This is a genomic window from Actinoplanes sp. NPDC021490 (assembly GCF_055562135.1).
On record NZ_JBVHFW010000003.1, the window covers coordinates 446,721 to 468,532 of the forward strand.

At 70.3% G+C, this 21,812-nt stretch carries 20 protein-coding genes; 8 read left to right on the plus strand and 12 right to left on the minus strand.

Translation table 11 applies throughout. The features are described from left to right. The first annotated feature begins 176 nt into the window (after positions 1–176). Positions 177–875: a response regulator gene (locus ACZ3I4_RS10410; protein WP_465381594.1), complete on the plus strand. Its 699-nt coding sequence runs from the start codon at positions 177–179 to the stop codon at positions 873–875. 87 nt (positions 876–962) lie between these two features. Here ACZ3I4_RS10410 and ACZ3I4_RS10415 read toward each other — a convergent pair whose 3' ends face one another. Genes ACZ3I4_RS10415 through ACZ3I4_RS10430 form a run of 4 tightly spaced genes read right to left on the minus strand, consistent with a single transcriptional unit; the run spans position 963 to position 5,253 of the window. After that, positions 963–2,168, minus strand: coding sequence for an ABC transporter ATP-binding protein (locus tag ACZ3I4_RS10415; protein ID WP_465381595.1), 1,206 nt, complete (start codon positions 2,166–2,168; stop codon positions 963–965). 6 nt (positions 2,169–2,174) lie between these two features. After that, positions 2,175–3,008 (minus strand): carbohydrate ABC transporter permease, encoded by an 834-nt coding sequence (locus tag ACZ3I4_RS10420; RefSeq protein WP_465381596.1) that lies wholly within the window; start codon positions 3,006–3,008, stop codon positions 2,175–2,177. Next, positions 3,008–3,973 carry a carbohydrate ABC transporter permease gene (locus ACZ3I4_RS10425; RefSeq protein WP_465381597.1) on the minus strand — a complete coding sequence of 322 codons (966 nt, stop codon included), beginning with the start codon at positions 3,971–3,973 and terminating at the stop codon, positions 3,008–3,010. The genes ACZ3I4_RS10420 and ACZ3I4_RS10425 overlap by 1 nt, the downstream gene beginning before the upstream one ends. Further along, on the minus strand, positions 3,970–5,253 hold the full coding sequence (locus ACZ3I4_RS10430; protein WP_465381598.1) for an ABC transporter substrate-binding protein: 1,284 nt from the start codon (positions 5,251–5,253) through the stop codon (positions 3,970–3,972). The genes ACZ3I4_RS10425 and ACZ3I4_RS10430 overlap by 4 nt, the downstream gene beginning before the upstream one ends. Positions 5,254–5,428: 175 nt before the next feature. Between ACZ3I4_RS10430 and ACZ3I4_RS10435 the strand changes: the two genes are divergently transcribed. Next, on the plus strand, positions 5,429–5,698 hold the full coding sequence (locus ACZ3I4_RS10435) for a hypothetical protein (RefSeq protein ID WP_465381599.1): 270 nt from the start codon (positions 5,429–5,431) through the stop codon (positions 5,696–5,698). Here ACZ3I4_RS10435 and ACZ3I4_RS10440 read toward each other — a convergent pair. Both ACZ3I4_RS10440 and ACZ3I4_RS10445 read right to left on the minus strand, forming a co-directional pair. Beyond that, positions 5,685–6,566, minus strand: a complete 882-nt coding sequence (locus ACZ3I4_RS10440; protein WP_465381600.1) for a TIGR03560 family F420-dependent LLM class oxidoreductase — start codon at positions 6,564–6,566, stop codon at positions 5,685–5,687. The two genes, ACZ3I4_RS10435 and ACZ3I4_RS10440, sit on opposite strands and share 14 nt — an antisense overlap. Before the next feature lie 17 nt (positions 6,567–6,583). Continuing rightward, positions 6,584–7,153 (minus strand): TetR/AcrR family transcriptional regulator, encoded by a 570-nt coding sequence (locus ACZ3I4_RS10445; protein WP_465381601.1) that lies wholly within the window; start codon positions 7,151–7,153, stop codon positions 6,584–6,586. Positions 7,154–7,228: 75 nt separating this feature from the next. Here ACZ3I4_RS10445 and ACZ3I4_RS10450 point away from each other — a divergent pair, with 75 nt between their 5' ends. Then, entirely contained in the window at positions 7,229–8,398 is a 1,170-nt protein-coding gene (locus ACZ3I4_RS10450; RefSeq protein WP_465381602.1) for a macrolide family glycosyltransferase, read from the plus strand. 76 nt (positions 8,399–8,474) lie between these two features. Here ACZ3I4_RS10450 and ACZ3I4_RS10455 read toward each other — a convergent pair whose 3' ends face one another. The 5 genes from ACZ3I4_RS10455 to ACZ3I4_RS10475 form a co-directional block, all read right to left on the minus strand. Then, on the minus strand, positions 8,475–8,861 hold the full coding sequence (locus tag ACZ3I4_RS10455) for a YybH family protein (RefSeq protein WP_465381603.1): 387 nt from the start codon (positions 8,859–8,861) through the stop codon (positions 8,475–8,477). Further along, positions 8,858–10,213 (minus strand): MFS transporter, encoded by a 1,356-nt coding sequence (locus tag ACZ3I4_RS10460; RefSeq protein WP_465381604.1) that lies wholly within the window; start codon positions 10,211–10,213, stop codon positions 8,858–8,860. The genes ACZ3I4_RS10455 and ACZ3I4_RS10460 overlap by 4 nt, the downstream gene beginning before the upstream one ends. Then, the gene (locus ACZ3I4_RS10465; protein ID WP_465381605.1) at positions 10,210–11,472 is read right to left on the minus strand and encodes an aminotransferase class I/II-fold pyridoxal phosphate-dependent enzyme; all 1,263 of its coding nucleotides are present in this window, start codon (positions 11,470–11,472) and stop codon (positions 10,210–10,212) included. Before ACZ3I4_RS10465 ends, ACZ3I4_RS10460 begins: the two co-directional genes overlap by 4 nt. Before the next feature lie 40 nt (positions 11,473–11,512). Continuing rightward, on the minus strand, positions 11,513–14,572 hold the full coding sequence (locus ACZ3I4_RS10470) for a putative bifunctional diguanylate cyclase/phosphodiesterase (protein ID WP_465381606.1): 3,060 nt from the start codon (positions 14,570–14,572) through the stop codon (positions 11,513–11,515). A 78-nt stretch (positions 14,573–14,650) separates the two neighbouring features. Further along, positions 14,651–16,981, minus strand: coding sequence for an SCO7613 C-terminal domain-containing membrane protein (locus ACZ3I4_RS10475; RefSeq protein WP_465381607.1), 2,331 nt, complete (start codon positions 16,979–16,981; stop codon positions 14,651–14,653). A gap of 95 nt (positions 16,982–17,076) precedes the next feature. Between ACZ3I4_RS10475 and ACZ3I4_RS10480 the strand changes: the two genes are divergently transcribed. Both ACZ3I4_RS10480 and ACZ3I4_RS10485 read left to right on the plus strand, forming a co-directional pair. Next, the gene (locus ACZ3I4_RS10480; protein ID WP_465381608.1) at positions 17,077–17,940 is read left to right on the plus strand and encodes an ATP-binding cassette domain-containing protein; all 864 of its coding nucleotides are present in this window, start codon (positions 17,077–17,079) and stop codon (positions 17,938–17,940) included. Next, entirely contained in the window at positions 17,937–18,539 is a 603-nt protein-coding gene (locus ACZ3I4_RS10485; protein ID WP_465381609.1) for a hypothetical protein, read from the plus strand. Before ACZ3I4_RS10480 ends, ACZ3I4_RS10485 begins: the two co-directional genes overlap by 4 nt. 99 nt (positions 18,540–18,638) lie before the next feature. Here ACZ3I4_RS10485 and ACZ3I4_RS10490 read toward each other — a convergent pair whose 3' ends face one another. Next, positions 18,639–19,106, minus strand: coding sequence for a hypothetical protein (locus ACZ3I4_RS10490; protein WP_465381610.1), 468 nt, complete (start codon positions 19,104–19,106; stop codon positions 18,639–18,641). 303 nt (positions 19,107–19,409) lie between these two features. Between ACZ3I4_RS10490 and ACZ3I4_RS10495 the strand changes: the two genes are divergently transcribed. The 3 genes from ACZ3I4_RS10495 to ACZ3I4_RS10505 are packed head-to-tail and all read left to right on the plus strand — an operon-like array spanning position 19,410 to position 21,804. Beyond that, on the plus strand, positions 19,410–19,964 hold the full coding sequence (locus ACZ3I4_RS10495) for a hypothetical protein (RefSeq protein ID WP_465381611.1): 555 nt from the start codon (positions 19,410–19,412) through the stop codon (positions 19,962–19,964). A 2-nt stretch (positions 19,965–19,966) separates the two neighbouring features. Continuing rightward, entirely contained in the window at positions 19,967–21,130 is a 1,164-nt protein-coding gene (locus ACZ3I4_RS10500; RefSeq protein WP_465381612.1) for a sensor histidine kinase, read from the plus strand. Beyond that, positions 21,127–21,804, plus strand: coding sequence for a response regulator (locus ACZ3I4_RS10505; protein ID WP_465381613.1), 678 nt, complete (start codon positions 21,127–21,129; stop codon positions 21,802–21,804). The genes ACZ3I4_RS10500 and ACZ3I4_RS10505 overlap by 4 nt, the downstream gene beginning before the upstream one ends. Positions 21,805–21,812 lie beyond the last annotated feature (8 nt).

Here is a 21,812-nt window from a genome sequence, read left to right on the forward strand (position 1 = left end):
TGCCGGCTGCGGGGGTGCGCGGGGCTGCGGCGGCGCCTGGGCCTGCGGCGGTCCCTGGGCCTGCGGCAGTCCCAGGGCCTGCGGCAGTCCCAGGGCATGCGGCAGTCCCTGGGCATGCGGCAGTCCCTGGGCATGCGGCAGTCCCTGGGCATGCGGCGGCGCCTGGGGCTGCGGCGGTGAACGGGGCTGCGGCGGTGAACGGGGCCGGGGACGACGGGAAGCGGCGGGTTCGGCTTGTGATCGTGGATGACGATCCGATGTTGCGGACCGGGCTGCGGTTGCTTTTCGGCGGGGACAGCGGATGCCAAGTCGTCGGGGAAGCTGACGACGGCGATGCGGCGGTCACGGCGGTGCAGGCGCACTGGCCTGATGTGGTTCTGATGGACATTCGGATGCCGCGGGTGGACGGAGTGGAGGCGACTCGGCGCATTCGTCGGCTGCCCAACGCGCCGGAGGTGGTTATTTTGACGACCTTTGACGTCAATGAGCTGGTGGTGGAGTCGATCAGGAACGGGGCCTGCGGGTTTCTGCTCAAGGACACACCGCCGCAGGAGCTTCGGGATGGGGTGCTGGCGGCGGCGCGGGGTGAGTGTGTGATCTCGCCGAGGATGCTGCGGCCGCTCGTTCAGCTGATCGCGAGTACGGCCGAGGGGTCACGGCGCTCCGAGGCGGGCCGGCTGCTGGAGACGCTTACCTATCGGGAGAGGGAGGTGGCGATCGGGCTCGGCCATGGGTGGTCCAACTCGGAGATCGGCGCCGAGCTGGGCATGGGGGTGTCGACCGTGAAGGGGCATGTGTCGCGGGTTCTGGGCAAGCTGTGCCTGAACAACCGCGCGCAGGTCGCCGTGCTGATTCACGAGGCCGGCCTGGTCTGACCGGCCGAGCGACAGGAGCGCGGGGGGCGCCGACGCGAACGGACGCGCGGAACGCCCGGCACGAGGCCGGGCGCTCCGATGCGGGGGTCAGGCGGCGGGCACGTCTGCGGTGTTGTCCTCCTGCAGGGTTATGTTGCGGCCGTCGCGAGGGTCGAAGAGGTGGATTTTGTCGAGGTTCATCCAGACGCGGGCGTCAGCGCCGTCGCGTACGCGGGACTCGGCGGAGAGGCGGGTCACCAGGTTGTCCTGGGGTGGCAGGTCGGCGCCGCCCGCGTCGGCAGCCAGGTCTTCCAGGTCGGCGGCCACGGCGTGTTCGCCCTCGATGGTGAAGTAGACGTATTTGTCGGAGCCCATCGACTCGACCAGGTCGACGGGGGCGGTGAACTCGAAGCCCTTGGCCCGCTGGTGCTCCTCGATCAGGCCGGCGTCCTCGAAGTGCTCGGGCCGGATCCCCAGGATGACCTCGCGGGGAGCGTCCGCCCCGCTGAGCGCCCGCCGGACACGGTCGCCGAGGGGCAAGTCGCCCAGAGGTGTGCGCAGCTGCGACTCCTCGACGGTGGCGGGCAGGAAATTCATCGACGGGGAGCCGATGAAGCCGGCCACGAACAGGTTCCGCGGGTTGTCGTACAGGGTCTGCGGATCCCCGACCTGCTGGATGTATCCGCCCCGCATGACCACCACCCGGTCGCCGAGGGTCATCGCCTCGGTCTGGTCGTGGGTCACGTACACCGTGGTCGTGTTCAGTTGTTTCTGCAGCCGCGACACCTGGGTCCGCATCTGCACCCGCAGCTTGGCGTCGAGGTTCGAGAGCGGCTCGTCCATGAGGAACGCCTTCGGCGAGCGGACGATCGCCCGGCCCATGGCCACCCGCTGGCGCTGGCCGCCGGACAGGTTCGCCGGCTTGCGGTTCAGGTATTCGGTCAGCTCGAGGACCTTGGCCGCCTCGGACACCTTCTTGTCGATCTCGTCCTTGGGCAGTTTGGCCAGCTTGAGGGGGAACGCCATGTTCTCCCCCACGGTCATGTTCGGGTAGAGCGCGTACGACTGGAACACCATTGCGATGTCCCGATCCTTGGGCGCCTTGTCGTTGACCCGTTCCCCGCCGATCCGCAGTTCCCCGGACGAGATGTCCTCCAGCCCGGCGATCATGTTGAGCGTGGTCGACTTCCCGCAGCCCGAGGGCCCGACCAGGATGAGGAACTCGCCGTCGGCGATCTCCAGGTCGATCTCGTGCACGGCCGTGGTCCCGTCCGGGTATTTCTTCGTCACCTTGTCGAGAACAATGTCAGCCATCGCTACCTAACCCTTCACGGCGCCGGAGGTGAGACCGGCGACGATGCGCCTCTGGAAGAACAGCACGAACAGGATGATCGGGATCGTGATCACCACGGCGGCCGCGGAGATCGCGCCGGTGGGGTCCTCGAACTGGGAGGCACCGGTGAAGAACGACAGCGCCACCGGGACCGTGCGGGACTGCTCGGTCGAGGTCAGCGAGATGGCGAACAGGAAGTCGTTCCAGCAGAAGATGAAGACCAGGATCGCGGTGGTGAAGACGCCCGGCGCGGCCAGCGGCGCGATCACCTTGCGGAACGCCTCGCCCTGGGTCGCGCCGTCCATCTTGGCCGCCTTCTCCAGGTCCCACGGGATCTGCTTGAAGAACGCGGACAGGGTGTAGATCGCGAGCGGCAGGGCGAAGGTGATGTAGGGCAGGATCAGGCCGGGCCAGGTGTCGAAGATGCCGATGTTGCGTTCGATGTTGAACAGCGGCGACACCAGCGACACCTGCGGGAACATGGCGATCAGCAGGGAGACGCCGACGAGCGCCTTCTTGCCCGGGAAGTCGAGCCGGCTGATCGCGTACGCGGCCATGGTTCCGAGGGTCACCGCGATCAGCGTGGAGATCAGGGCGATGCCGATCGAGTTGATCAGGGCCCGGACGAACTGGTCGGTCTGGAAGATCAGCTTGTAGTTGTCCCAGGTCCATTCGCGCGGGATGAAGTTGCCGTCGGTGAGCGTCGCGGTCGTCTTGAACGACAACGAGACGATCCACAGCACCGGGATCAGCGCGAACACGACGACGATCGTGTTCAGCAGACCCCACTTGACCTTGGCGGAGGTGGTCTCGACGGCCATCAGCGCCTCCCCTCGTCGCTGCTACCGGGTGCGGCCGTGCCGAAGAGCTTGACGAAGATGAACGCGATGATCGCCACGGTGAGGAAGATCAGAACCGACATCGTCGAGCCGATGCCCAGGTTGAGACCCCTCATCAGGTTGTTGTAGGCGATCATCGAGACCGATGACGTCTCGTTCGCGCCGGCCGAGAGCACGTAGATGTTGTCGAAGATCCGGAACGCGTCGAGCGTGCGGAACAGCAGCGCGACCAGGATGGCCGGCTTCATCACGGGCAGCATGACCTTGGTGAACCGCTGCCACCAGGACGCGCCGTCCATCGAGGCGGCCTTGAGCAGGTCGTCCGGCACCAGGGCCAGGCCGGCCATCAGCAGCAGGGCCATGAACGGGGTGGTCTTCCAGATCTCGGCGAAGATGATGATCGCCAGCGCGCTGGCCCGTTCGGTGAGCGGCGCCCCGTCCGGCGAGACCAGGTTGGCCAGATAGCCGGTGCCCGGCGTCCAGGCGTAGCGCCAGCTGAAGGCGGCCACCACGGTCACGATCCCGTACGGGATGAGCGCGCTGGTCCGCACCAGGCCCCGCCCGATGATGGTCCGGTGCATGATCAAGGCGAGCCCCATGCCCAGCACCAGCTCGACCGAGACCGAGATGACCGTGATCAGCATGGTCACGCCGAAGGCCGTCCACCAGTAGTTGTTGGACAGCACCGTCACGTAGTTGGCCAGGCCGATGAACTCCCGGTTCTCCGGGAACTTGAGGTCGTAGCGCTGCAGCGACAACCAGATCGAATACAGGATCGGGTACGCCGTCACCGCCACCATGACGAACGCGGCGGGGGCGCAGAGCAGCCAGCCGAGTTTGCGCTCCTGCTTCTTGCCCTCACTGAGTGCGACGCGGCCCCGGCGGCCACGCTGCCGTGTGACCTCGACCTCGGAAGAAACCGATGCGCGACGTGTGGAAACGCTCACGGCAGCACCCCCTTCGATTCGATGGCGGCCTGGATCGATTTGCGGAGCGAGTCCGCGGTCTGCTGCGGCTCGATCGACGCCGGCGGGGACAGCTCGGCCGACACCACGGTCGAGAGGTTCTGGTACGCCGGGGTCCGCGGCCGCGGCGCCGACGTCTTCAGCTCCTCGAGCAGCACGTCCTTCATCGGGTAGGCCTCGTTCATCGACGGGTCGTTGTAGACCGCCTCGATCGACGGCGCCTGACCCGACTTGACCGCGAGGAACAGCTGGCTCTCCGGGCCGCGCAGGCACTTGATCGCCTCGAAGGCCAGTTCCGGGTGCTTGCTGTACCTGCTGACGGCCTGTTCGGAGCCGCCGATGGTGGTCTTGCTCGGGGTGCCGGCGTCGATCGCCGGATAGCGGGCCCACCCGACGTTCTTGGCCAGGTCGGGCGCCTCCTGCACCATCGAGGCCCAGACGAACGGCCAGTTGAGCTGGAAGGCGCCGCCCCCGGACTGGAACGCGCGGCGGACGTCGTCCTCGACCGCGTTGGAGAACGACGGGCTGGTCACGCCCGCGGTCGCGAACGACTTGAGGGTTTCCAGCCCCTTGAGGGCGCCCTCGTCCATCACGGCCTTCTTGCCGCTCTCGTCGACGACGTTCCCGCCGGCGCTGGCGACCAGGCTGTTGTAGAGGACGACCAGACCCTCGTACTGGGCCCCCATGGTCATCACCTGGTAGGTCTTGCCCTCGTTCTTGAGCTGCTGGGACATCTTGATCATTTCGTCCCAGGTCTTGGGCGGGGTCGGCACCAGGTCCTTGCGGTACCAGAGCAGCTGCACGTTGGTGTTGTTCGGTGCGGCGTACAGCTTGCCGTTGTACTGGGCGGAGGCGACCGCGGGCTCGAGGGTCTCGCTCTCCACCTCGGACTTGAGGTCCCCGGTGATCTCCTGGATCCAGTTCGCGCTGGCGAACTCCTGGGTCCAGGTCACGTCCATGCCGAGGATGTCCATGCTGTCGTCCTTGGCGGCCAGCCGGCGAACCATCTGCACCCGCTGGTCGTCGGCCTGCCGCGGCAGCACCTGATACGAGATCTTGTACTTGCCCGCCGCCTCCTGGTTGCACCGGTCGACGACGCTCTGCATGTTTTCCACGGGCGAGTTGTAGAAGTTGAGGACGGGTACGCCCCCATCGTCTGATCCGCAGGCCGCCATCGGTGCGAGCAGGACGATCGCGGCCCCCGCCGCGAGTGCCCGTGCCACCGGAGTGCGCCGTTGCGGATGTCGGTCGATTGTCGCCATTGACCCTCCATCCGGCCGGAAAACGCGTCGAGTGATCGTGATCACTCGACGGCCAGTGGTTGTCCTGCCCCGCGGGGTGACGAAACAAACCAGAAATGCATTCGTGCGGAGCGCGCGTTTGACGGCGTGACGGGGACGGGTATCGCCGTCACGCCGATCAACACTGGGGGAAGTCATGTCCGAGCCCGAGGTCACGCTGGATCCGCGGACGCTCACCGGGGTGGAGCAGAAGCTACGCGGACCGCTGGAGGATCAGCTCACCTCCGCGCTGCAGGCGGCCACCGAAAAGACCCGGCACACGTACGCCGGGGAAAGCGTCGACGAGGTGACGCAGCAGCTGTTCGAGCGGACCAAGGCGGGCCTGCACCCGGACATCGCCGCCGGCTTCCAGCCCGACCCGGCCCAGCTGCGTCAGGTGGCCGAGGCCATCGTCACAGGTCACTGACGATCGACCGGATCGCGTCCATCGCCTTGAGACGGGCGGCGCCCTCGCCGAGGCCACGGTCCGGGATGATCAGCTCGTCGAGACCGTTTTCCGCGTACGCCGCGATCTCGTCGGCCAGCTTGGCCGGCGACCCGCCGATGGCGTTGGGGAAGTTCGCGGGCAGCGGCCCGTTCACGACGGTCAGCGCCTGAGCGGTCCGCGCGATCGCCCGGGGGTCGCGCCCCACGGCGGCGCAGTGCTCGTCGAGCACGGCCGACTTGTGCGCGATCAGTTCCGGCCGGCCCCAGCAGTTCCACTCGTCGGCCCGCTCGGCGACGATCCGCAGCATCCGCTTCTCACCCTTGGCCCCGATCAGGATCGGAAGCGGCTGCTGCACCGGTTTGGGCTCGCCGACCGCGCCGGTCACCCGGTAGTGGTTGCCGTGCACCGTCGTCCGGGGTCTGCGCAGCAGCCCGTGGAGGACGGCCAGCGCCTCCTCGAACCGGTCGATGCGCACCTTGAGCGGGCCCAGATCGATGCCGTACTGCTCGTGCTCGTTGATCTGCCAGCCGGCGCCGACACCCAGCACGAACCGGCCGCCGCTGATCTGGTCGACGGTCGCGGCCATCTTCGCGAGCACGGCCGGGTGCCGGTAGGTGATGCCGTAGACGAGCGTGCCGACCCGGATCCGGGGCACGGCCGCCGCCAGCGCCGCCACCACTGAGCCGCATTCGAGCACCGGGGCGGTGTCGTCCTCGCCCGGCTCCACGTTCGGCATGAAGTGGTCGGCGAACCAGACGCCGTCCCATCCGGTCTGTTCGGCGTGCCGGGCCGGTTCGAGAACGCCGGCGAAGTTCTGCCCGGCCCCGGGCCAGATGGAGAGTCGCATGACTCCCACCCTGCCAGTCAGGGCCGGAGTGCCGCCAGCACGTGATCGACCAGCCCGTCCGCATAGTCGGGGGTGAGCGGTCCGTTGTGCAGCTGCCAGCGGTGGAAGACCGGTCCGAAGATCAGCTCGACGGCCAGGGTGAGGTCGGCGCCGGGACGGATCTGGCCCTGGTCGCGGGCCGAGGCGAGCCGGTCGCGTACGGCGTCGAGCTGGGGCCGCAGCAGCCGGTCGCGCACCTGGGCGGCGAGGTCGTCGTCGGAGAGCATCTCGACGGTGAGGGCCCGCGTGGTCGCGGACAGCCGCGGGTCGGCGAACTCGGCCACCGTCGCCCGCACCACCTCGCGCAGGTCGGCCGCGAGGTCCCCGGTGTCGGGCAGCACGGTCGGCGTCGCCTGCTCGGCCAGCGCTTCGAGCACGACCTCGCCCTTGCGGCGCCACCAGCGATAGATCGTCTGCTTGCCGACGCCGGCGCGAGCGGCGATCGCCTCGATCGTGACCTTGGCGTAGTCGGTCTCGGCCAGCAGGGCCAGCGCCGCGTCGAGGATGGCGCGGCGGGACTGTTCGTTGCGGCGGGCGGCAGCGGGCACGCGATCACCCTATCTCAAGCGAGACGATACGTCTCGTCTTGACGAACTGACGAGACGAGACGTAGCGTCTCGCTTATGGCTCACATCGCGATGGTCAGCATCCCGTTCCACGGTCACGTCAACCCGAGCGCCGAGATCATCCGCACTCTCGTCGCCCGCGGGCACCGGGTCACCTACGCCAACGACCCCCGGTTCGCCGAGCTCGTCGCCGGCACCGGCGCCGAGCTCAAGCCGTACGCGTCGAAGCTGCCGACCAACGACGACGAGTGGGACGGCGACGCGATCGACCAGCTCACGCTCTTCCTGGACGACGCGATCGCGATGCTGCCGCAACTGCGGGACGCGTACGGGAACGACCGGCCCGACCTGTTCCTCTACGACATCGCCGGCGCGCCCGCCCGGCTGCTGGGCGAGCAGTGGGGCATCCCCGCCGTCCAGCTCTCCCCCACGTACGTCGCCTGGGACGGCTACGAGCAGGAGATGGCCCCGATGATCGAGGCCATGAAGGCGGACCCGCGCGGCGCGGCCTACTACACCCGGTTCGCCGAGTGGCTGGCCTCGGAGAACTCGTCCACCCGGGACAGCGTCTCGTTCCAGGGCCGTCCCGGCCGGGCGCTGGTGCTCATCCCCCGTGCCCTGCAGCCGAACGCCGACCGGGTGGACCCGGAGGTCTTCGACTTCGTCGGCCCGGTGTTCGGCGACCGCTCCGAGCAGGGCTCGTGGACCCGCCCGGCCACCGCGGACAAGGTGCTGCTCGTCTCGCTCGGCTCGGCTTTCACCAACCATCCCGGCTTCTACCGCCGCTGCGTCGAGGCGTTCGGCTCGCTGCCCGGCTGGCATACCGTGCTGCAGATCGGCGACCGCGTCGATCCGGCCGGGCTGGGCCCGGTGCCGGCCTCGGTCGAGGTGCGCTCCTGGGTTCCGCAGCTGGCCGTCCTGGAACAGGCCGACGCGTTCCTGACCCACGCCGGCATGGGCGGCAGCAGCGAAGGTCTCTACTGCGGCGTCCCGATGATCGCCGCGCCCCAGGCGGCCGACCAGTTCGGCAACGCCGAGCAGCTCGCCGCCCTGGGCGTCGGGCGGGTCATCGACCTGGCCACCGTTACTGCCGGCGAGCTGCGCGACCATCTGCTGACCCTGACCGCCGACCCCGTCGTGCTCGCCCGCTGCGCCGAGATCAAGCAGCGGGTGCGGGCCGAGGGCGGCGCCGCCCGGGCCGCCGACCTGGTCGAGAAGATGCTCTGAACACGCCGCCGGCCGGCCGGTGAGAGCCCCACCGGCCGGCCGTTCCCCCGATCCCCCGCCCCGGGGGTGCCGGGTCTCAGGCGGACGGTTCGCTGCCCTGGCAGTGACGCCAGAGCCAGCGGCCGCCCGCCTGCTCCACCAGGCCCGACACCCGGTAGGGGAAGTTCTGCTCGGCGTCGTCGTCGGGGCGTACCGAACCGCGGGCCTCGGCGAAGACGTACGCCGAGTCGCCCCGCGAGTGGACCGTGACGTCGCGCGCCTGCCACGCGTACGCCTCCGGCCGGAGGAAGACCTCACCGAGCAGGGCGGTCAGCGCCGCGCGGCCCACGGCGCTCTCCCCGAGTTCCGAGCCGGTGTAGCCGATGTCGTCGCCGGAAGCGAAGCAGGCCAGCGCCGCGTTCAGGTCGCGGGCGGCGAACGCCTCGCTCAGGTCGCGTACGGCCTGGGCCGGTCCGTCGGTCATACCGGAACCGCCTCCCGTTGCTTCGAGGGATGTTCGATGTACACCAGATGCCGGGGCTCGTAGTCGACCGGCACGGGCGCGGGCTCGTCGTCCGACATGTGCCGCGGCTCGTACATGGCGTTCTCCTCCAGCCGCCGCATGCCCGGCAGGAACAGGAACGCGAACGTCACGACGGCGCCCAGCACGCCCGCGCCGATCAGGGTCTGCCGGACCCCGATCCAGTGCGCGATCGGAGCGGCCAGCGCGTACGACAGCGGCAGCAGCGCGGTCGAGACGAACCAGTCGACGCTGGACACCCGGCCCAGCATCGACTCGGGCACGAACCGCTGCTTGGTCGTCGCCCAGGCCACCGTCCCGGCCGCCTCCAGCCCGTTGACCACCACGCAGGCCGCGGCGAGCTGCCACGTCTGACTGGCCGCGCCGTAGCCGGCCACGGCCAGCGTGGCGACCGCCCAGACGCCGAACGTGTAGGACATGAACCGGCGCGGGATGCCGATCCAGCCGACGGTGACGGCCGCGGCGATCGCGCCGATGCCACCCGAGGTGAGGATCAGGCTCAGCGCCGACGCGCTCAGGCCGAGCTCGTGCTTGACCACGTACGGGAGAAGCACCTCGGTCGGTCCCACGAACAGCAGGTACGTGAACGTGGCGGAGAGGAACGTGCCCCACAGCCACACCTGGCTGCGCACGAACTGGATGCCCGACCTCATCTCCTGCCAGATCGACTCGGCCGGCCCGTCGTCCTTGTCCTCGCCCAGCGGCAGCTGCCGCATCAGCAGCAGACAGCCGACCGACAGCGCGAACGTGGCCGCGTCGACCGCGAACGCCCACCCGGACCCGCCGATCGCGATGACCGCGCCGGCCAGCATGGGCCCGAAGATCTGCGCCCCGGCCGGCCGCACGAACTGGTCGAGCGAGTTGGCCGCGACCAGGTCGGCCGCCGGCACCAGCTTGGGCACGGTCGCGTCGAACGCCGGGCCGAAGAAGCCCGCCGCCGCGCCGTAGACCGCGGTCAGCGCGAGGATCTGCCAGAGCGAGGTCAGCTGGCCGGTCAGGCTCAGCATCGCCAGCACGGCCATCACCACGAGGCGGATCAGGTCGGAGAACAGCATGACCTTGCGAGGGTCGAGCCGATCGCTGATCACGCCGCCGAACAGCAGCGTCACCACCTGCGGCAGGGAGAGGGCGACGCCCACCGCCGACATGGCGGCGGGCGTCCCGAACAGGTCGTAGACCTGCCACGCGAGGGCGACGAGCAGGACCCCGTCGCCCACCAGCGAAGCACTCATCCCGGTCCACAGGAGCCGGAACTGGCGGTGCCGGAGCGGCGCCAGTGGACCGCGGAAGATCACTGCTCGACGCGGCGCAGCTTGCCGGCTGCGGCGAGCTCGGTGATCACGGCGTTCAGCTCGTCGATCTCCTCGTCGCTGTTGGCCGCCGTGACCTGGGCCCGGAAGCCCACCTGGTCGCGGGGCACCAGCGGGTAGGCGGCGAGCGTGACATAAATGCCGCGGTCCCACAGCAGCTTGCCGACGGCGTCGATGTCCTCGCCCTCGGCCAGCGGCAGCTCGATCACCGGCGTGCTGCCGGTGTTCGGGGTGAAGACGCCCAGGCCGCGTACGTGGTCGAGCACCTTCATGGTCTTGCGGTAGAGGTCGGCCCGGATGTCGTCGCCGCGCTTCTCGTTGAGGTCCAGACCGGCCAGCACGGTGGCCAGCGACGCGGTCGGGGCCGGGCCCGAGTACAGGTACGGCGGCGCCGAGACCTTGAGGTGGTTCTTGAGCCAGGTCGGCAGGGCCAGGAAGGCCAGCAGCGACGAGTACGACTTGGAGAAGCCACCCACGAGCACGACGTTGTCGTACGTCTCGCCCGAGTACTTGACGATCGCGTTGCCCTTGAGGCCGTACGGGCTCTTCTCGTTGGCCGCCCGCTCGCCGATGACACCGAAGCCGTGCGCGTCGTCGACGTAGAGCAGGGCGCCGTACTCGCGGGCCACGGCGGCGAACGCCTTCAGGTCGGGCGCGTTGCCGGTCATGCTGTTGACGCCGTCCATCGCCACGATCTTCGACACGCCGGCCGGGGCCGCCTTGAGCAGCTCGCGCAGGTGCTCGTGGTCGTTGGCGCGGAACCGCTGCACGGTGGCGCCGAGCCCGCGGGCGTACATCGAGCCGTCGTAGATCGTCTTGTGGGCCTGCGAGTCGAGGAAGACCATGCCCTTGCCGGCCAGGATCGGCAGCACCGACATGTGGATGTGCGTGATGGTCGGCAGCACGAGCGTGTCGGGCGCGTCGAGCAGCGCGGTCAGCTTCTCCTCGATCTGGGGATAGATCGAGGGGTTGCCGAGCAGACGGGACCAGCTCGGGTGGGTGCCCCAGCGCGCGACCTCGGGGGCGATCGCGTCCATGATCTCGGGCTCCAGGTCGAAGCCGAGGTAGTTGCACGACGCGAAGTCGGCCAGCCAGTGGTCGCCCACGCGGATGCGGCGGCCCTTGACCTCCTCGATCGTGGCGTCGTACATCGGGTTGCCGCTGCGCAGCCGCTCGAGGTCGGCCCAGCGTCCGTCGCGCTTGACGAACTCGAGGCCGTCACCGGCGAGGGGAGCGTCGTTCATGATGGTCCTTTCACGGTGTTACCGGGTGGTGGGTGGAGCTTCAGTGCGAAAGCGCGGCGTGCCGGGAGCGCAGGAGCTCCTGGAACTCGTCGGAGGTGATCGGCTTGGAGAACAGATAGCCCTGCCCGTACGAGCAGCCCATCTCCTTGAGGGCGGCCCGGTGCCCGTCGAGCTCGATGCCCTCGGCCACGACGGCCAGGTCGAGCGTGCGGGCCAGGCTGACGATGGTCTCGACCAGCGCCATCTGCTGCTGGTTGTCGAGGATGTCGTCGATGAACGACTTGTCGATCTTCAGAACGTCCACCGGCATCTGGCTCAGGTAGCTGAGCGAGGAGTAGCCGGTGCCGAAGTCGTCGATGGCGATCCGCACGCCCATCGACCGCAGCTCGCCGAGGTCGCGCCAGACCTGGTCGGCGTCGTGCAGCACCAGGCTCTCGGTGACCTCCAGCAGCAGCCACTCCGGCCGCGCGCCGGTCTGGGCCAGCACCGAGCGCACCTCGTCGACGAACCCGGGCGTGCGGAACTGGCGGGCCGAGACGTTCACGCTGACGTAGCGCATGTGGCTGCCGTACTCGGTCTGCCGCCACTCGGCGAAGGTGCGCAGCGCCTCCCGCAGCACCCAGCCGCCGATCGCGACGACCGAGCCGTTCTCCTCGGAGAGCTCGATGAACTCGTTCGGGCCGAGCAGGCCGCGGGCCGGGTGCTGCCAGCGCACCAGCGCCTCCAGGCCGGCCACCTCGCCGGTGGGCAGGTCGACGATGGGCTGGAACCGCAGGCGCATCTGGCCGCCCTCGACCGCCTCGTTGAGCGCGGAGCGCATCTCGAGCCGGCGCAGCATCGCCTCGTGCATCTGGTCCTCGTAGCGCTGCCAGGTGTTCTTGCCCTCGGTTTTGGCGCCGTACATCGCCACGTCGGCGCGGCGCAGCAGCTCGCTGATCCCGGCCGCCTCGGCGCTGGTCGCCAGGCCGACGCTGGCCGCCCCGTTGACCAGGTGGGTCGCGCCGGTGGCGTCGGTGACCTCGATCGGCTGAGCCAGCACGGCCACGATCAGCTCGGCGATCCGCTCGGGCTCGTAGCTGCCGCCGACGTGGTCGATCAGCACCGCGAACTCGTCCCCGCCGGTGCGGGCCACGGTGTTCAGCGGTCCGACGACCTCGGCGATGCGCCGGCCCGCGACGGTCAGCAGCTGGTCGCCGGCGGCGTGGCCGAGGGAGTCGTTGACCTCCTTGAAGTCGTCGAGGTCGACGAACAGGACGGCCACCTCGTGCCGGCGGTCGGTGGCGTAGGCCGCCGCGTGCTCGAGCCGGTTCTGGAACAGGGCCCGGTTGGCCAGACCGGTCAGCGCGTCGTGGAACGCCTGGTGGGCCAGGTCGTTCTCGAGCCGGCGCCGCTCGGTGACGTCGCGGATGGTGACGACCAGGCCGTCCACGGCCGGCTCGTCGCGCAGGTCGCGGCAGGTGCACTCGACCTGCAGCAGCAGGTCGTCGCCCGAGATCGCGGTCAGGTCGATGCCGTCGCGCGGGCCGCGGCCGTCGCGCACCTGGTCGAGCAGGTGACGCAGCTCAGCGTGGTCGGTGGCGGCGATGAGGCGGGACAGCGGCATGCCGACCAGGTCGGTCCGCCCGAAGACGGGCAGCGCGGACGGGGTGGCGTACCGGATGGTCTCGTCGTCGCCGACGATCAGGATCACGTCGGAGGCGCTCTGGATCAGCGCGCGGAAGTAGTCCTCGCTGCTGCGCCGGTTGACCTCGTCGGTCAGGTTGATGCGCTCGACGGCCATGGTGCCCTGGGCCATCAACGCCTCGAAGGACGGCTCGAGCGCGATCAGCAGCTCCTCGGGACCGGCCAGGAAGACCTGGTGCCGGCGGGACGGGCCGTCGGCGGTGCGGCCGGCCGCGATCGACTCGGCGTACAGGGCCAGGTCGAAGTCGCCCAGCTCGGCGCGGACCTCGGCGGTCACGTCGGCCACCCGGACCAGGCTGGTCGACATCACGCCGGCCGTTGTGCCCGGGTCGGCGTCGACGCCACGCATGTGGAAGCGGTAGTCGGCGCCGTCCGGGACGATCTCGCCGATCGCCCGCCGCAGGGCGTCGCCGGCCTGCAGGACGCTGCTCGCCGCGACCAGATCGGCGCCGGTGAGACGCAGGGTGCGCTCGCGGGCGGCGGTCTCGCGCTGCGACTGCATCAGTCCGGCGACCCGGGCCATCACGAGCAGGAACATCACCCCGGACGCGGTGGCGATCATCGGGGCGTCCTTGACGCCGTGGCCCAGATCCTCGATCAAAAGCACCGCGGGAGCGATCAGCGCGGCGACCGACATCAGGGCGAGCCGGTGCCCGCCGGCGAGGCCCGCGGTCGCTCGCTCGGTGACGGTCAGCTCGCGCATCGACGGGTGCAGGGCCGACATGGCGATGGCGGTGTAGAACAGCACCCAGCCGGCGTCGACCGGGCCGCCGACCTGCCACGTGCCGTCGAGCTGCCGCAGGCCGTAGAGCACGTCGGTGACCAGCAGGCTCGAGACGCCGACGACCAGGACGGTCAGCGCGACCGGCTTGCGGCCGCCCGCGGTCAGCAGGCGGGCGAACATGGCCAGCGCCAGCACGTCACCCAGCGGGTAACCGACCGAGACCGCCTTCTCCAGGAACGTCAGGTCGGTGTCACGCACGTACGGGGAAATCAGGAAGACCCACGAGAGCAGGCCCATGCCGGCCGTGGGCACCAGCGCGTCGAGCAGGGCGGCGCGGTTGCCGGTGCCCGAGCGGGCGCGGATGAAGATCAGCAGCGCGGCCGCGGTCATCGGATAGACGATCAGATAGAAGACGTCGGCCAGCGAGGGGAACGGGTTGGCGACGCCGAGGAAGTCGGTGAGCACGTTGTAGGTCGTGTCGCCGAGCGTGAAGCTGGCGACCACGGCCGACAGCAGGTACCAGGGCAGCCGCCGCGAGGGCTGGTGCACCCGGATGCCGACCAGCACCATGGCCGCCGCCGACAGACCGATCGTCGCCCAGGTGTACATCGCGTACTGAGGCAGGGCGTAGAAGACGACGGTGAGGGCGACGATCCACGCGCCGAAGCACGCCTGTATGCGCTTGGCCGGCATTCGTGCTCCGATCTGGTAGTGGGACTTCGACTGAGCCCCACTGATCGGCACCCGACCGCGCTTGTTGAGGACCGCGCGTCAGCTCATCTTCTGAATCGCGTTGCGGAATCGGTGCAGGTCACGGCGGCGGCGCTCGAGTGTGGTGGCGATCATGACCAGCACGAGACCGGCCACGGCGAACGGAATCCAGCGCGGGATCAGATCCCAGAACTGGGCCAGCTCGTGCAGCGCCAGCGCGGCCAGGACACCGCCGCCGATCAGCACGGGCGCCCGCAGCCGGAACGCCGCCCCGGCGACCACGACCGCCACACAGGCGACCCCGAGCACCAGACGCCGCAGGTGCTGGCCGTCGGCGACGAGCACCGAGGCCAGGCTGGGCAGCAGCGCGGCGGCGAGCGCCGGGCCGTAGGCGACCCAGCTCGAGTTCCCGCGTCCGAAGAGCAGACCGGCCAGCAGGGCAACGGCGGCGGCGGGAACGGTGTACGCCTCCAGCGTCGTGACGCCGTTGCCGGCCATCACCAGCAGCCCCGCCACCACCTCGGCGGCCACCGCGGCCAGCAGACGACCTCGGCGCCTCGGCGGGACCGCCAGCACCAGGCCCCACAGCCCGAGCACGATCGCGGCTCGCTCGGCGCTCGCGCCCTCACCGCTCGCGGCCAGCAGCAGCGCGAAGGCCGCGCCGGTGTGCGCGGCGACCTTGGCCGTCGTTGTCCGCACCACGATGACCAGGGCCGAGGCGGCCAGGACGGCGAACATCTGCGGGAGGTGGTCGTGGGTGAGCGCGGCCGTGCCGGCTCCGGCGGCGGCGGGCACGGCGAGCAGTCCGGCCAGCAGGGTCCCGGTACGCAACTTGCCGCGGGACAGGACGGCGGTGGCGCAGCCGAGCACGGCCACAGCGGCGAAGACGGCCGCGGCCACCCCCGGCCGGGCCAGGCCGGTCGCGATCGCGTGCACGACGAGCCCGACAGCGACGAACACGGCGGGACGGCTGATCCGCAGCGCCACCGCCAGGGCCACCGCGACCACCGCCAGCTCCAGGATCGGGGTGCCCCACCAGGGCAGCTGCAGGCCGGTCAGGGCGATCAGGGCCACCGTGACCAGGGCCGCCAGAACGCGCCAGGCCGCGGGGATCAAGCTGACCACGGCCGCGCCGAGCAGGGCCAGCGTGATTGGCAGGTACCAGCCCTCGCGCGGCTGAGGCTCGCCGAAGTGGGCGACCAGCAGCGTCCGGAATGCCTCGACCATGGTCCAGCCGACGGCGAACGCGGCGGGCGCCACGACCGCGGCCGCCGCCCCGAGGCGAGCGCCCGAGCCGGTTCCCGGCACGACCGCGACCAGGACGGCGAGCACCAGGACGACCAGGGCCACCACGGGCAGCCAGTTCACTTCGGCCGGAGCCGACAGCACGGCCACCCGGCCGCCGGCGACGGCCAGCGCCACGATCAGCAGGCCGCTCGCGATCTCGCGGGCCACCGGCGCGGCGGCCACCAAGGCTCCGGCCAGCACGACCAGCGCGGCGGCCACGAGCGCCGAACCGCGGGCGGCGGCCAGGGCCGGGTCCTCGGTGTCGAACAGAGGGGCCAGGACGATCACGACCGCGGTCAAGGCGGCCAGGCTGCCCGCGAGCACGGCGGTGAAACCCAGGCCGCCGCGGCGGACGGCCAGAACGGCGACGTTCAGGGCGGCCACGGCGGCGAACGTGAAACCCCAGACCGCCGGGCCGGGCGAGGCCGCCGCGACCAACAGGGGGATCACCGGCTGGGCGGCCAGCAGGGCGGCGAAACGGGGGCCGGCCAGACCGGTGACGTGCTCGTAGCCGACCGCGACGGCGGCCGTGACGGCGAAGACCGCGCCCGCGTAACCCCAGCCGGACCCGGCGGCCACCCCGAACAGGTCCACGTACCAGGCGGCGTACCCGTCGAGCAGCAGGAGCAGAATCCCGATCGCGGCGAAGGTCTCGGCCGTGGCCGTCAGACGGCGGCGCAGGGCGAGGAACGGCACGGCGAGCGCGGCCCCGGTGACCGCGGCCAGCACCAGCGCACGCCCGCCCACCCCGAACTGGGCCCAGGCCACCGCGGTGAAGACGATCGCGGCCACGGCCAGCAGCAGGCCGCCGAGCAGGAACAGCACCGTCTGCACGAGGCGGTTCGAGGCTTCCTTCACCGGCGGCGCGGCCACCTTGCCCCGCACCCGCGTCGCGGCGGCCTCGCGCCGGCCCCAGACCTGGCGGAGCGCCGCCTCGAGCCCGGTGACCGCCTGACGGGCCGCGACCAGTTGCCGGTTCAGGTCGGCGATCTCGGCGTCGGCCCGGACCACCTCGAGGGCGTCCGGGTCGGGGCCGCGGCCGCAGGACGGGCAGCCGCTCTCCGGCGAGGCCGGCGTTCCGCACTGCGGGCAGGGGTACGTCATGGATCCGATCCTTGTCCCCGGCCTCCGGGAACGACTGAGCTCACGTACTCAACCGGGCTGATTTTCCTTGACGCGGGTCGCCATAATGCTCGGCAATGATCGAGACCAGGGCGCTGACGAAGAGGTTCGGCAAGGCCGACGCCGTACGGGATGTGACCTTCACGGCCGCCCCGGGGCGGGTGACCGGTTTCCTCGGCATGAACGGCTCGGGCAAGACCACCACCTTGCGGATGCTTCTCGGGCTCACCCGGCCGACCTCGGGCAGCGCCCTCGTCAACGGGCAGGCCTACCGCGATCTGACGCATCCGTTGCGGCAGGTCGGCGCGGTGCTCGAACAGGGCCTGATGCATCCCGGGCAGACCGGCCGGGGCCATCTGCGCACCCAGGCCCTGCTCTGCGGGGCCGGTCGGCAACGAACCGAGGACCTTCTGGAGTACGTCGGACTGGCCGACGCCGCGACCCAGCGCACCGGCGACTATTCCCTCGGCATGCGGCAGCGGCTCGCGGTGGCCACCGCGCTGCTCGGCGAGCCGCAGATCCTGGTGCTCGACGAGCCGGCCAACGGCCTCGACCCGTCCGGCATGGCCTGGCTGCGCGGGCTGCTGCGCGACCACGCCGGGGCGGGCGGCACGGTGCTGATCTCCAGCCACCTGCTGGCCGAGCTCGAACTGCTCATCGACGACGTGGTGATCATCGCCAACGGCCAGGTCCGGCTGGCCGAGCCGCTCTCGTTCGAGTCGCGGCTGCGGGTCCGCGGGCGCGACCCGCAGCGGCTGTGGGAGGCGTTCGAGCAAGCGGGCGCCGGGTTGACCGCCGACGGGGACGTGCTGTTCGTGACCGGCCTCAGCCCCGAGGACGCGGGCGAGATCGCGCTGTACGTGCAGGTGCCGCTGTACGAGCTGACGGTCGAGACGCCGAGCCTGGAGAAGCTCTTCCTCGACCTGGCGGCGACCGCATGATCGCCGTGCTGCGCAGCGAACTGCACCGCACCCTGACCGTCCCGTCGAGCTGGATCTCGATCGGCGCCGCGGTGCTCCTCGGCATGTCGTTCGCGCTGGTCAGCGTCGACTTCTGGTCGCTGTTCGCCGCGCTCGGCGTGTTCGGCATCGCGGTCGTCACCACCTCGCAGCACTACCAGCACCGTACGGCGATGCTGCTGTTCCTCGGGCAGCCCCGGCGCTGGGTGGCACTGGCCGCCCAGTGCGTGACCGCCACCCTGGTCGGCCTGGTGGTGGCGGCCGTGAGCGGCATAACCACGATCCTGTCGGGTGACCTCGGGCAGTTCGCGGGCACCATGGCCGCGGTGCCGCTCCTGGCCGTCTTCGGAGTGTCCAGCGCGACCGTGCTGCGCCGCCCGGTGCCGCTGTTCCTGGGCTACGGCACCTGGTTCGTCTTCGTCGAGGGGCTGGCGTTCCGCTTCAAACAGCCGTTGCCGTTCACGACCTTCATGAGCGCCGCCGGCGGCAACAGCCCGCGGGGCCTGCTGTTCTTCGCCGGCTGGACCGCCGCCGCCCTGGCTCTGGCGGTCTGGAGCATCCGCCGCGACCTCACCGACTAGGTCAGCTGCACCTCTGCCGCCTTTTCGTCACTTGATACGAGGTGACGGAAAGGCGGCAGGGTGCAACGTCGATCTCCTCATCCGGCCCGGGCAGCGTCCTTACGGGAGGGGCTCGGTGCCTGGCGGGGGCGTGGTCGGCACTTCCTGGTCACCACCGGTCCGATAGAACTGGCCCCACACGTGGACCTCCGACACGCCCCATCCCGCACAGCGGCCCCTGGAGCTGCGAGCGTGCACCATCACCCCCACGGTCTTGGGGGCCTTGACGTCCGGAGCCTGGGAGAAGGGCTGGATCCAGTCGCCGTAGCCCACCTTGTGCCAGTTCTCCGAACCCTGCCGGTTCTGCCAGGCGACGTTCACCTCGGCGGGGTTGACCCGGTACCCCGGAGGGGCGGTCACCTTCACCCACTTCGAGTCCTTCGAGTCACGCGCGCCGGTGCGGCAGTCGGTGCCTCGGGTCGTCGCGTTGACGACGAAGTCGAACCCGGGCTCGGTGAGGGCAACGGGTCCCCTTGGATCCGATCCCGCCGCGAATGCGGCGGGCGCCGAACCGGCACCTACCGCCATTGCCAGTCCTACCGCGACGGCAAGCCTACGAAACGTCATGCTGACTCCTGCCACTTCTTCAGCGCTCAGGCCCGGAGTGGCCTGGCTGGTGATGTCGATGGTGGCGGCGCCCCGACGTCGCGGTCATCCGTCGGCTGCTGGTGATGCGCAGCTACCGCTGGTGCGGTACGGCGCTGACAGCGTGAGCCTGATGCGTTACGACACCGCCGGCCGACACAGCAGCGGACCGGCGCACCGCTTGGCCTAGGCGATAATTCCGCTATGGCACCTAAAGATGCGAAACTATCTGATTCACCGATTTTTGTGTCGTTGCATCCGGTGGCCGGCCTGGACGACCTGCAGCACAGCAGCGTGGCGTGGGGGACGCTGATCGACCCGGGGCTGGCGCTGCTCAGCACCGTGGAGTCCGAGCAGGGCACTCGGTCGTGGCCCGGGACGCTGCGGTTGCTGGCCGGGCCCGCGCAGCCCCTCCCGGATTCGCTGCTGGAGGCGTCCATCGCGCGCGTGCTGCACCTGACAGTGCCGGACGGCCGCTCTTATCTGGTGGTGCAGGCGGGCCTGGCGGACTGGGAGCTTTCCCGAATCGAGGTGTGGCGCCCCGGGAAGGCCGACAGCTTCGACGCCCGGGCAGCGGCCCTGGCCGACCAGGTCCTGGCACGCTGCGATCCGCCGTCGCCCGCCTGGTTCGAATACGCGGCCAAGGCCCGGACCGGGTTCGGGCCGGTTCCCCGCCCGTACCCGGTCACTTTCGGGTGGCTACCGAATCGGGCGCCGGAGCCGGATCCTGGGTTCAGCCACCGTCGCCCGAAACCGACCTGGATGGCCTGCCTGCGCAGGTGGCTGGGACAGGACAAGTAGCCATGCGCACACCCACGAGAACCGGCCTCAGCCGCACGACAAGCCTGCTCGTGCCGGTCATAGCCTGGACGATCGACGTTGCCCACGAGTGGGGCCACCCCGACTTTCGCGCACAGAGCCTGGCGGTGAGCGCCCTGGTGTTCGCCACCCTCTTTGTGCGGGGAAGATGGCCGGTCCTGGTGCTGGTGGTGCAGCTGTTCTGGTCGGCCAGCGCCTGGTCGTGGCTGGACCCGTGGCTGGGAGTCGCCTTTCCCCTGGCCGGGTCGCTGGTGGCGCTCGCGGCGCTCGCGGCGCGACGGCCGCCGGTGATCTCCTGCGGTGGGCTGGCCGCCACCACGATCGTGTTCTTCTTCCAGGTGGAATTTCCGAAGTCGTTCTCGTGGCTCGAAATGCTGGCCTCCTTCGTCATCACCGCCACGGCGTGGACCCTCGGCTACCGGCGTTATGCCGCGGCCGCCGCGCAGGATGCGGCGGCCGGCGACGCGTTGCGCACCGAAAGACTGCGGCTGGCCCGCGACCTGCATGACATCGTCACGCACGCGATCAGCGCGATCGTGCTGCAAGCCGCAGGCGCCCGGGCCGTGATCGCCGACGATCCGGATCGGGCCATCCGAGCCCTCGATGCGATCGAGACGACCAGTGTCCGGGCCATGGACGAGCTGCGCCGCCTGCTCGGGCTGCTGCGGTCGGCCGGCGGCGACGTCACGCCCGATCTCGACCGGCAACCCGGACTGCAGGACATCGGCGAGCTGCTCGACTGGGCCCGGGCCAATGGGCTGACTCCGGCAACCACGGTGCAGGGCGAACCCGGCCGGCTGGACGAGTTCACGAGCCTGGCCGCTTATCGGCTTGTCCAGGAAGCCCTGACCAACACCCTCAAGCACGCCGGGCCCGGGGCCGCCGTCGAGCTGCTTCTGCGGTGGGGCGACGAGCACCTCGACATCCGGCTCGAGGACCGGCCGTCCGGGCGTCGCAGCCCCGGTCGCAGCCGGTTCAACAGCGGGCACGGTCTGCTGGGCCTCCACGAAAGGATCACCGTGGTAGGCGGAACGCTGCGGGCCCATCCGTCCGACGACGGCTTCGTCCTGGAGGCCCGGCTCCCGCTGGACCGGCACCACCGTGACGCGGCTGCGGCCCCCGCCTCCACCGGAAGACCCACCTCATGATCACCGTGCTGCTCGCCGACGACCAGCCACTCATCCGGGCCGGCATCGCGATGCTGCTCACCCAGCAGCCCGACCTCGACGTGGTGGCCGAAGCCGACGACGGCCGGCAGGCCGTGAGCCTGTGCGCCGTGCACCGCCCGGACGTCGTGGTGATGGATCTGCAAATGCCGGTGATGAACGGCATCGAGGCCACCCGGCGCCTTCTCAGTCCCGCTGCCGGCGACGCCTACCGGCCGCGGATCCTGGTCCTGACCAACTTCCACGACAACGACAATGTGCACGAAGCGCTCCGGGCAGGGGCTGCCGGTTTCCTCATCAAGGACGGTTCCCCCGGCGAACTGCCCGCCGGGATCCGCACCGTCGCCGCCGGACACCACTATCTGCATCCGGTGGTCACCGGCGGCGTCATCGCCAGCATTGCCGCCCAGCCCACTGCCGGACAGCCGCTGCCGGGCATTCTGGACCGGCTCACCCCGCGCGAACGCGAGATTCTCCGCCACATGGCTTACGGCCTGGGCAACGGCGAGATCGCCGTGCGGTTGTTCCTGTCCGAGGCGACCGTCCGTACCCACGTCAGCCGGATCCTGATGAAACTCGGCGTCCATGACCGCGCTCAAGCCATCGTCGTGGCCTACCAGAACCACCTGGTCCGTCCGCCGCAGGCCCCTGGATAGCTGAACCC

What these genes read in the sequence shown, in the direction of transcription:
- ACZ3I4_RS10475 (WP_465381607.1), bottom strand. Translation starts at nt 16,981, where the DNA reads ATGACGTACCCCTGCCCGCAGTGCGGAACGCCGGCCTCGCCGGAGAGC.
- ACZ3I4_RS10490 (WP_465381610.1), bottom strand. Translation starts at nt 19,106, where the DNA reads ATGGCGGTAGGTGCCGGTTCGGCGCCCGCCGCATTCGCGGCGGGATCG.
- ACZ3I4_RS10505 (WP_465381613.1), top strand. Translation starts at nt 21,127, where the DNA reads ATGATCACCGTGCTGCTCGCCGACGACCAGCCACTCATCCGGGCCGGC.
- ACZ3I4_RS10420 (WP_465381596.1), bottom strand. Translation starts at nt 3,008, where the DNA reads ATGGCCGTCGAGACCACCTCCGCCAAGGTCAAGTGGGGTCTGCTGAAC.
- ACZ3I4_RS10450 (WP_465381602.1), top strand. Translation starts at nt 7,229, where the DNA reads ATGGCTCACATCGCGATGGTCAGCATCCCGTTCCACGGTCACGTCAAC.
- ACZ3I4_RS10500 (WP_465381612.1), top strand. Translation starts at nt 19,967, where the DNA reads ATGCGCACACCCACGAGAACCGGCCTCAGCCGCACGACAAGCCTGCTC.
- ACZ3I4_RS10415 (WP_465381595.1), bottom strand. Translation starts at nt 2,168, where the DNA reads ATGGCTGACATTGTTCTCGACAAGGTGACGAAGAAATACCCGGACGGG.
- ACZ3I4_RS10470 (WP_465381606.1), bottom strand. Translation starts at nt 14,572, where the DNA reads ATGCCGGCCAAGCGCATACAGGCGTGCTTCGGCGCGTGGATCGTCGCC.
- ACZ3I4_RS10435 (WP_465381599.1), top strand. Translation starts at nt 5,429, where the DNA reads ATGTCCGAGCCCGAGGTCACGCTGGATCCGCGGACGCTCACCGGGGTG.
- ACZ3I4_RS10480 (WP_465381608.1), top strand. Translation starts at nt 17,077, where the DNA reads ATGATCGAGACCAGGGCGCTGACGAAGAGGTTCGGCAAGGCCGACGCC.
- ACZ3I4_RS10440 (WP_465381600.1), bottom strand. Translation starts at nt 6,566, where the DNA reads ATGCGACTCTCCATCTGGCCCGGGGCCGGGCAGAACTTCGCCGGCGTT.
- ACZ3I4_RS10465 (WP_465381605.1), bottom strand. Translation starts at nt 11,472, where the DNA reads ATGAACGACGCTCCCCTCGCCGGTGACGGCCTCGAGTTCGTCAAGCGC.
- ACZ3I4_RS10485 (WP_465381609.1), top strand. Translation starts at nt 17,937, where the DNA reads ATGATCGCCGTGCTGCGCAGCGAACTGCACCGCACCCTGACCGTCCCG.
- ACZ3I4_RS10455 (WP_465381603.1), bottom strand. Translation starts at nt 8,861, where the DNA reads ATGACCGACGGACCGGCCCAGGCCGTACGCGACCTGAGCGAGGCGTTC.
- ACZ3I4_RS10430 (WP_465381598.1), bottom strand. Translation starts at nt 5,253, where the DNA reads ATGGCGACAATCGACCGACATCCGCAACGGCGCACTCCGGTGGCACGG.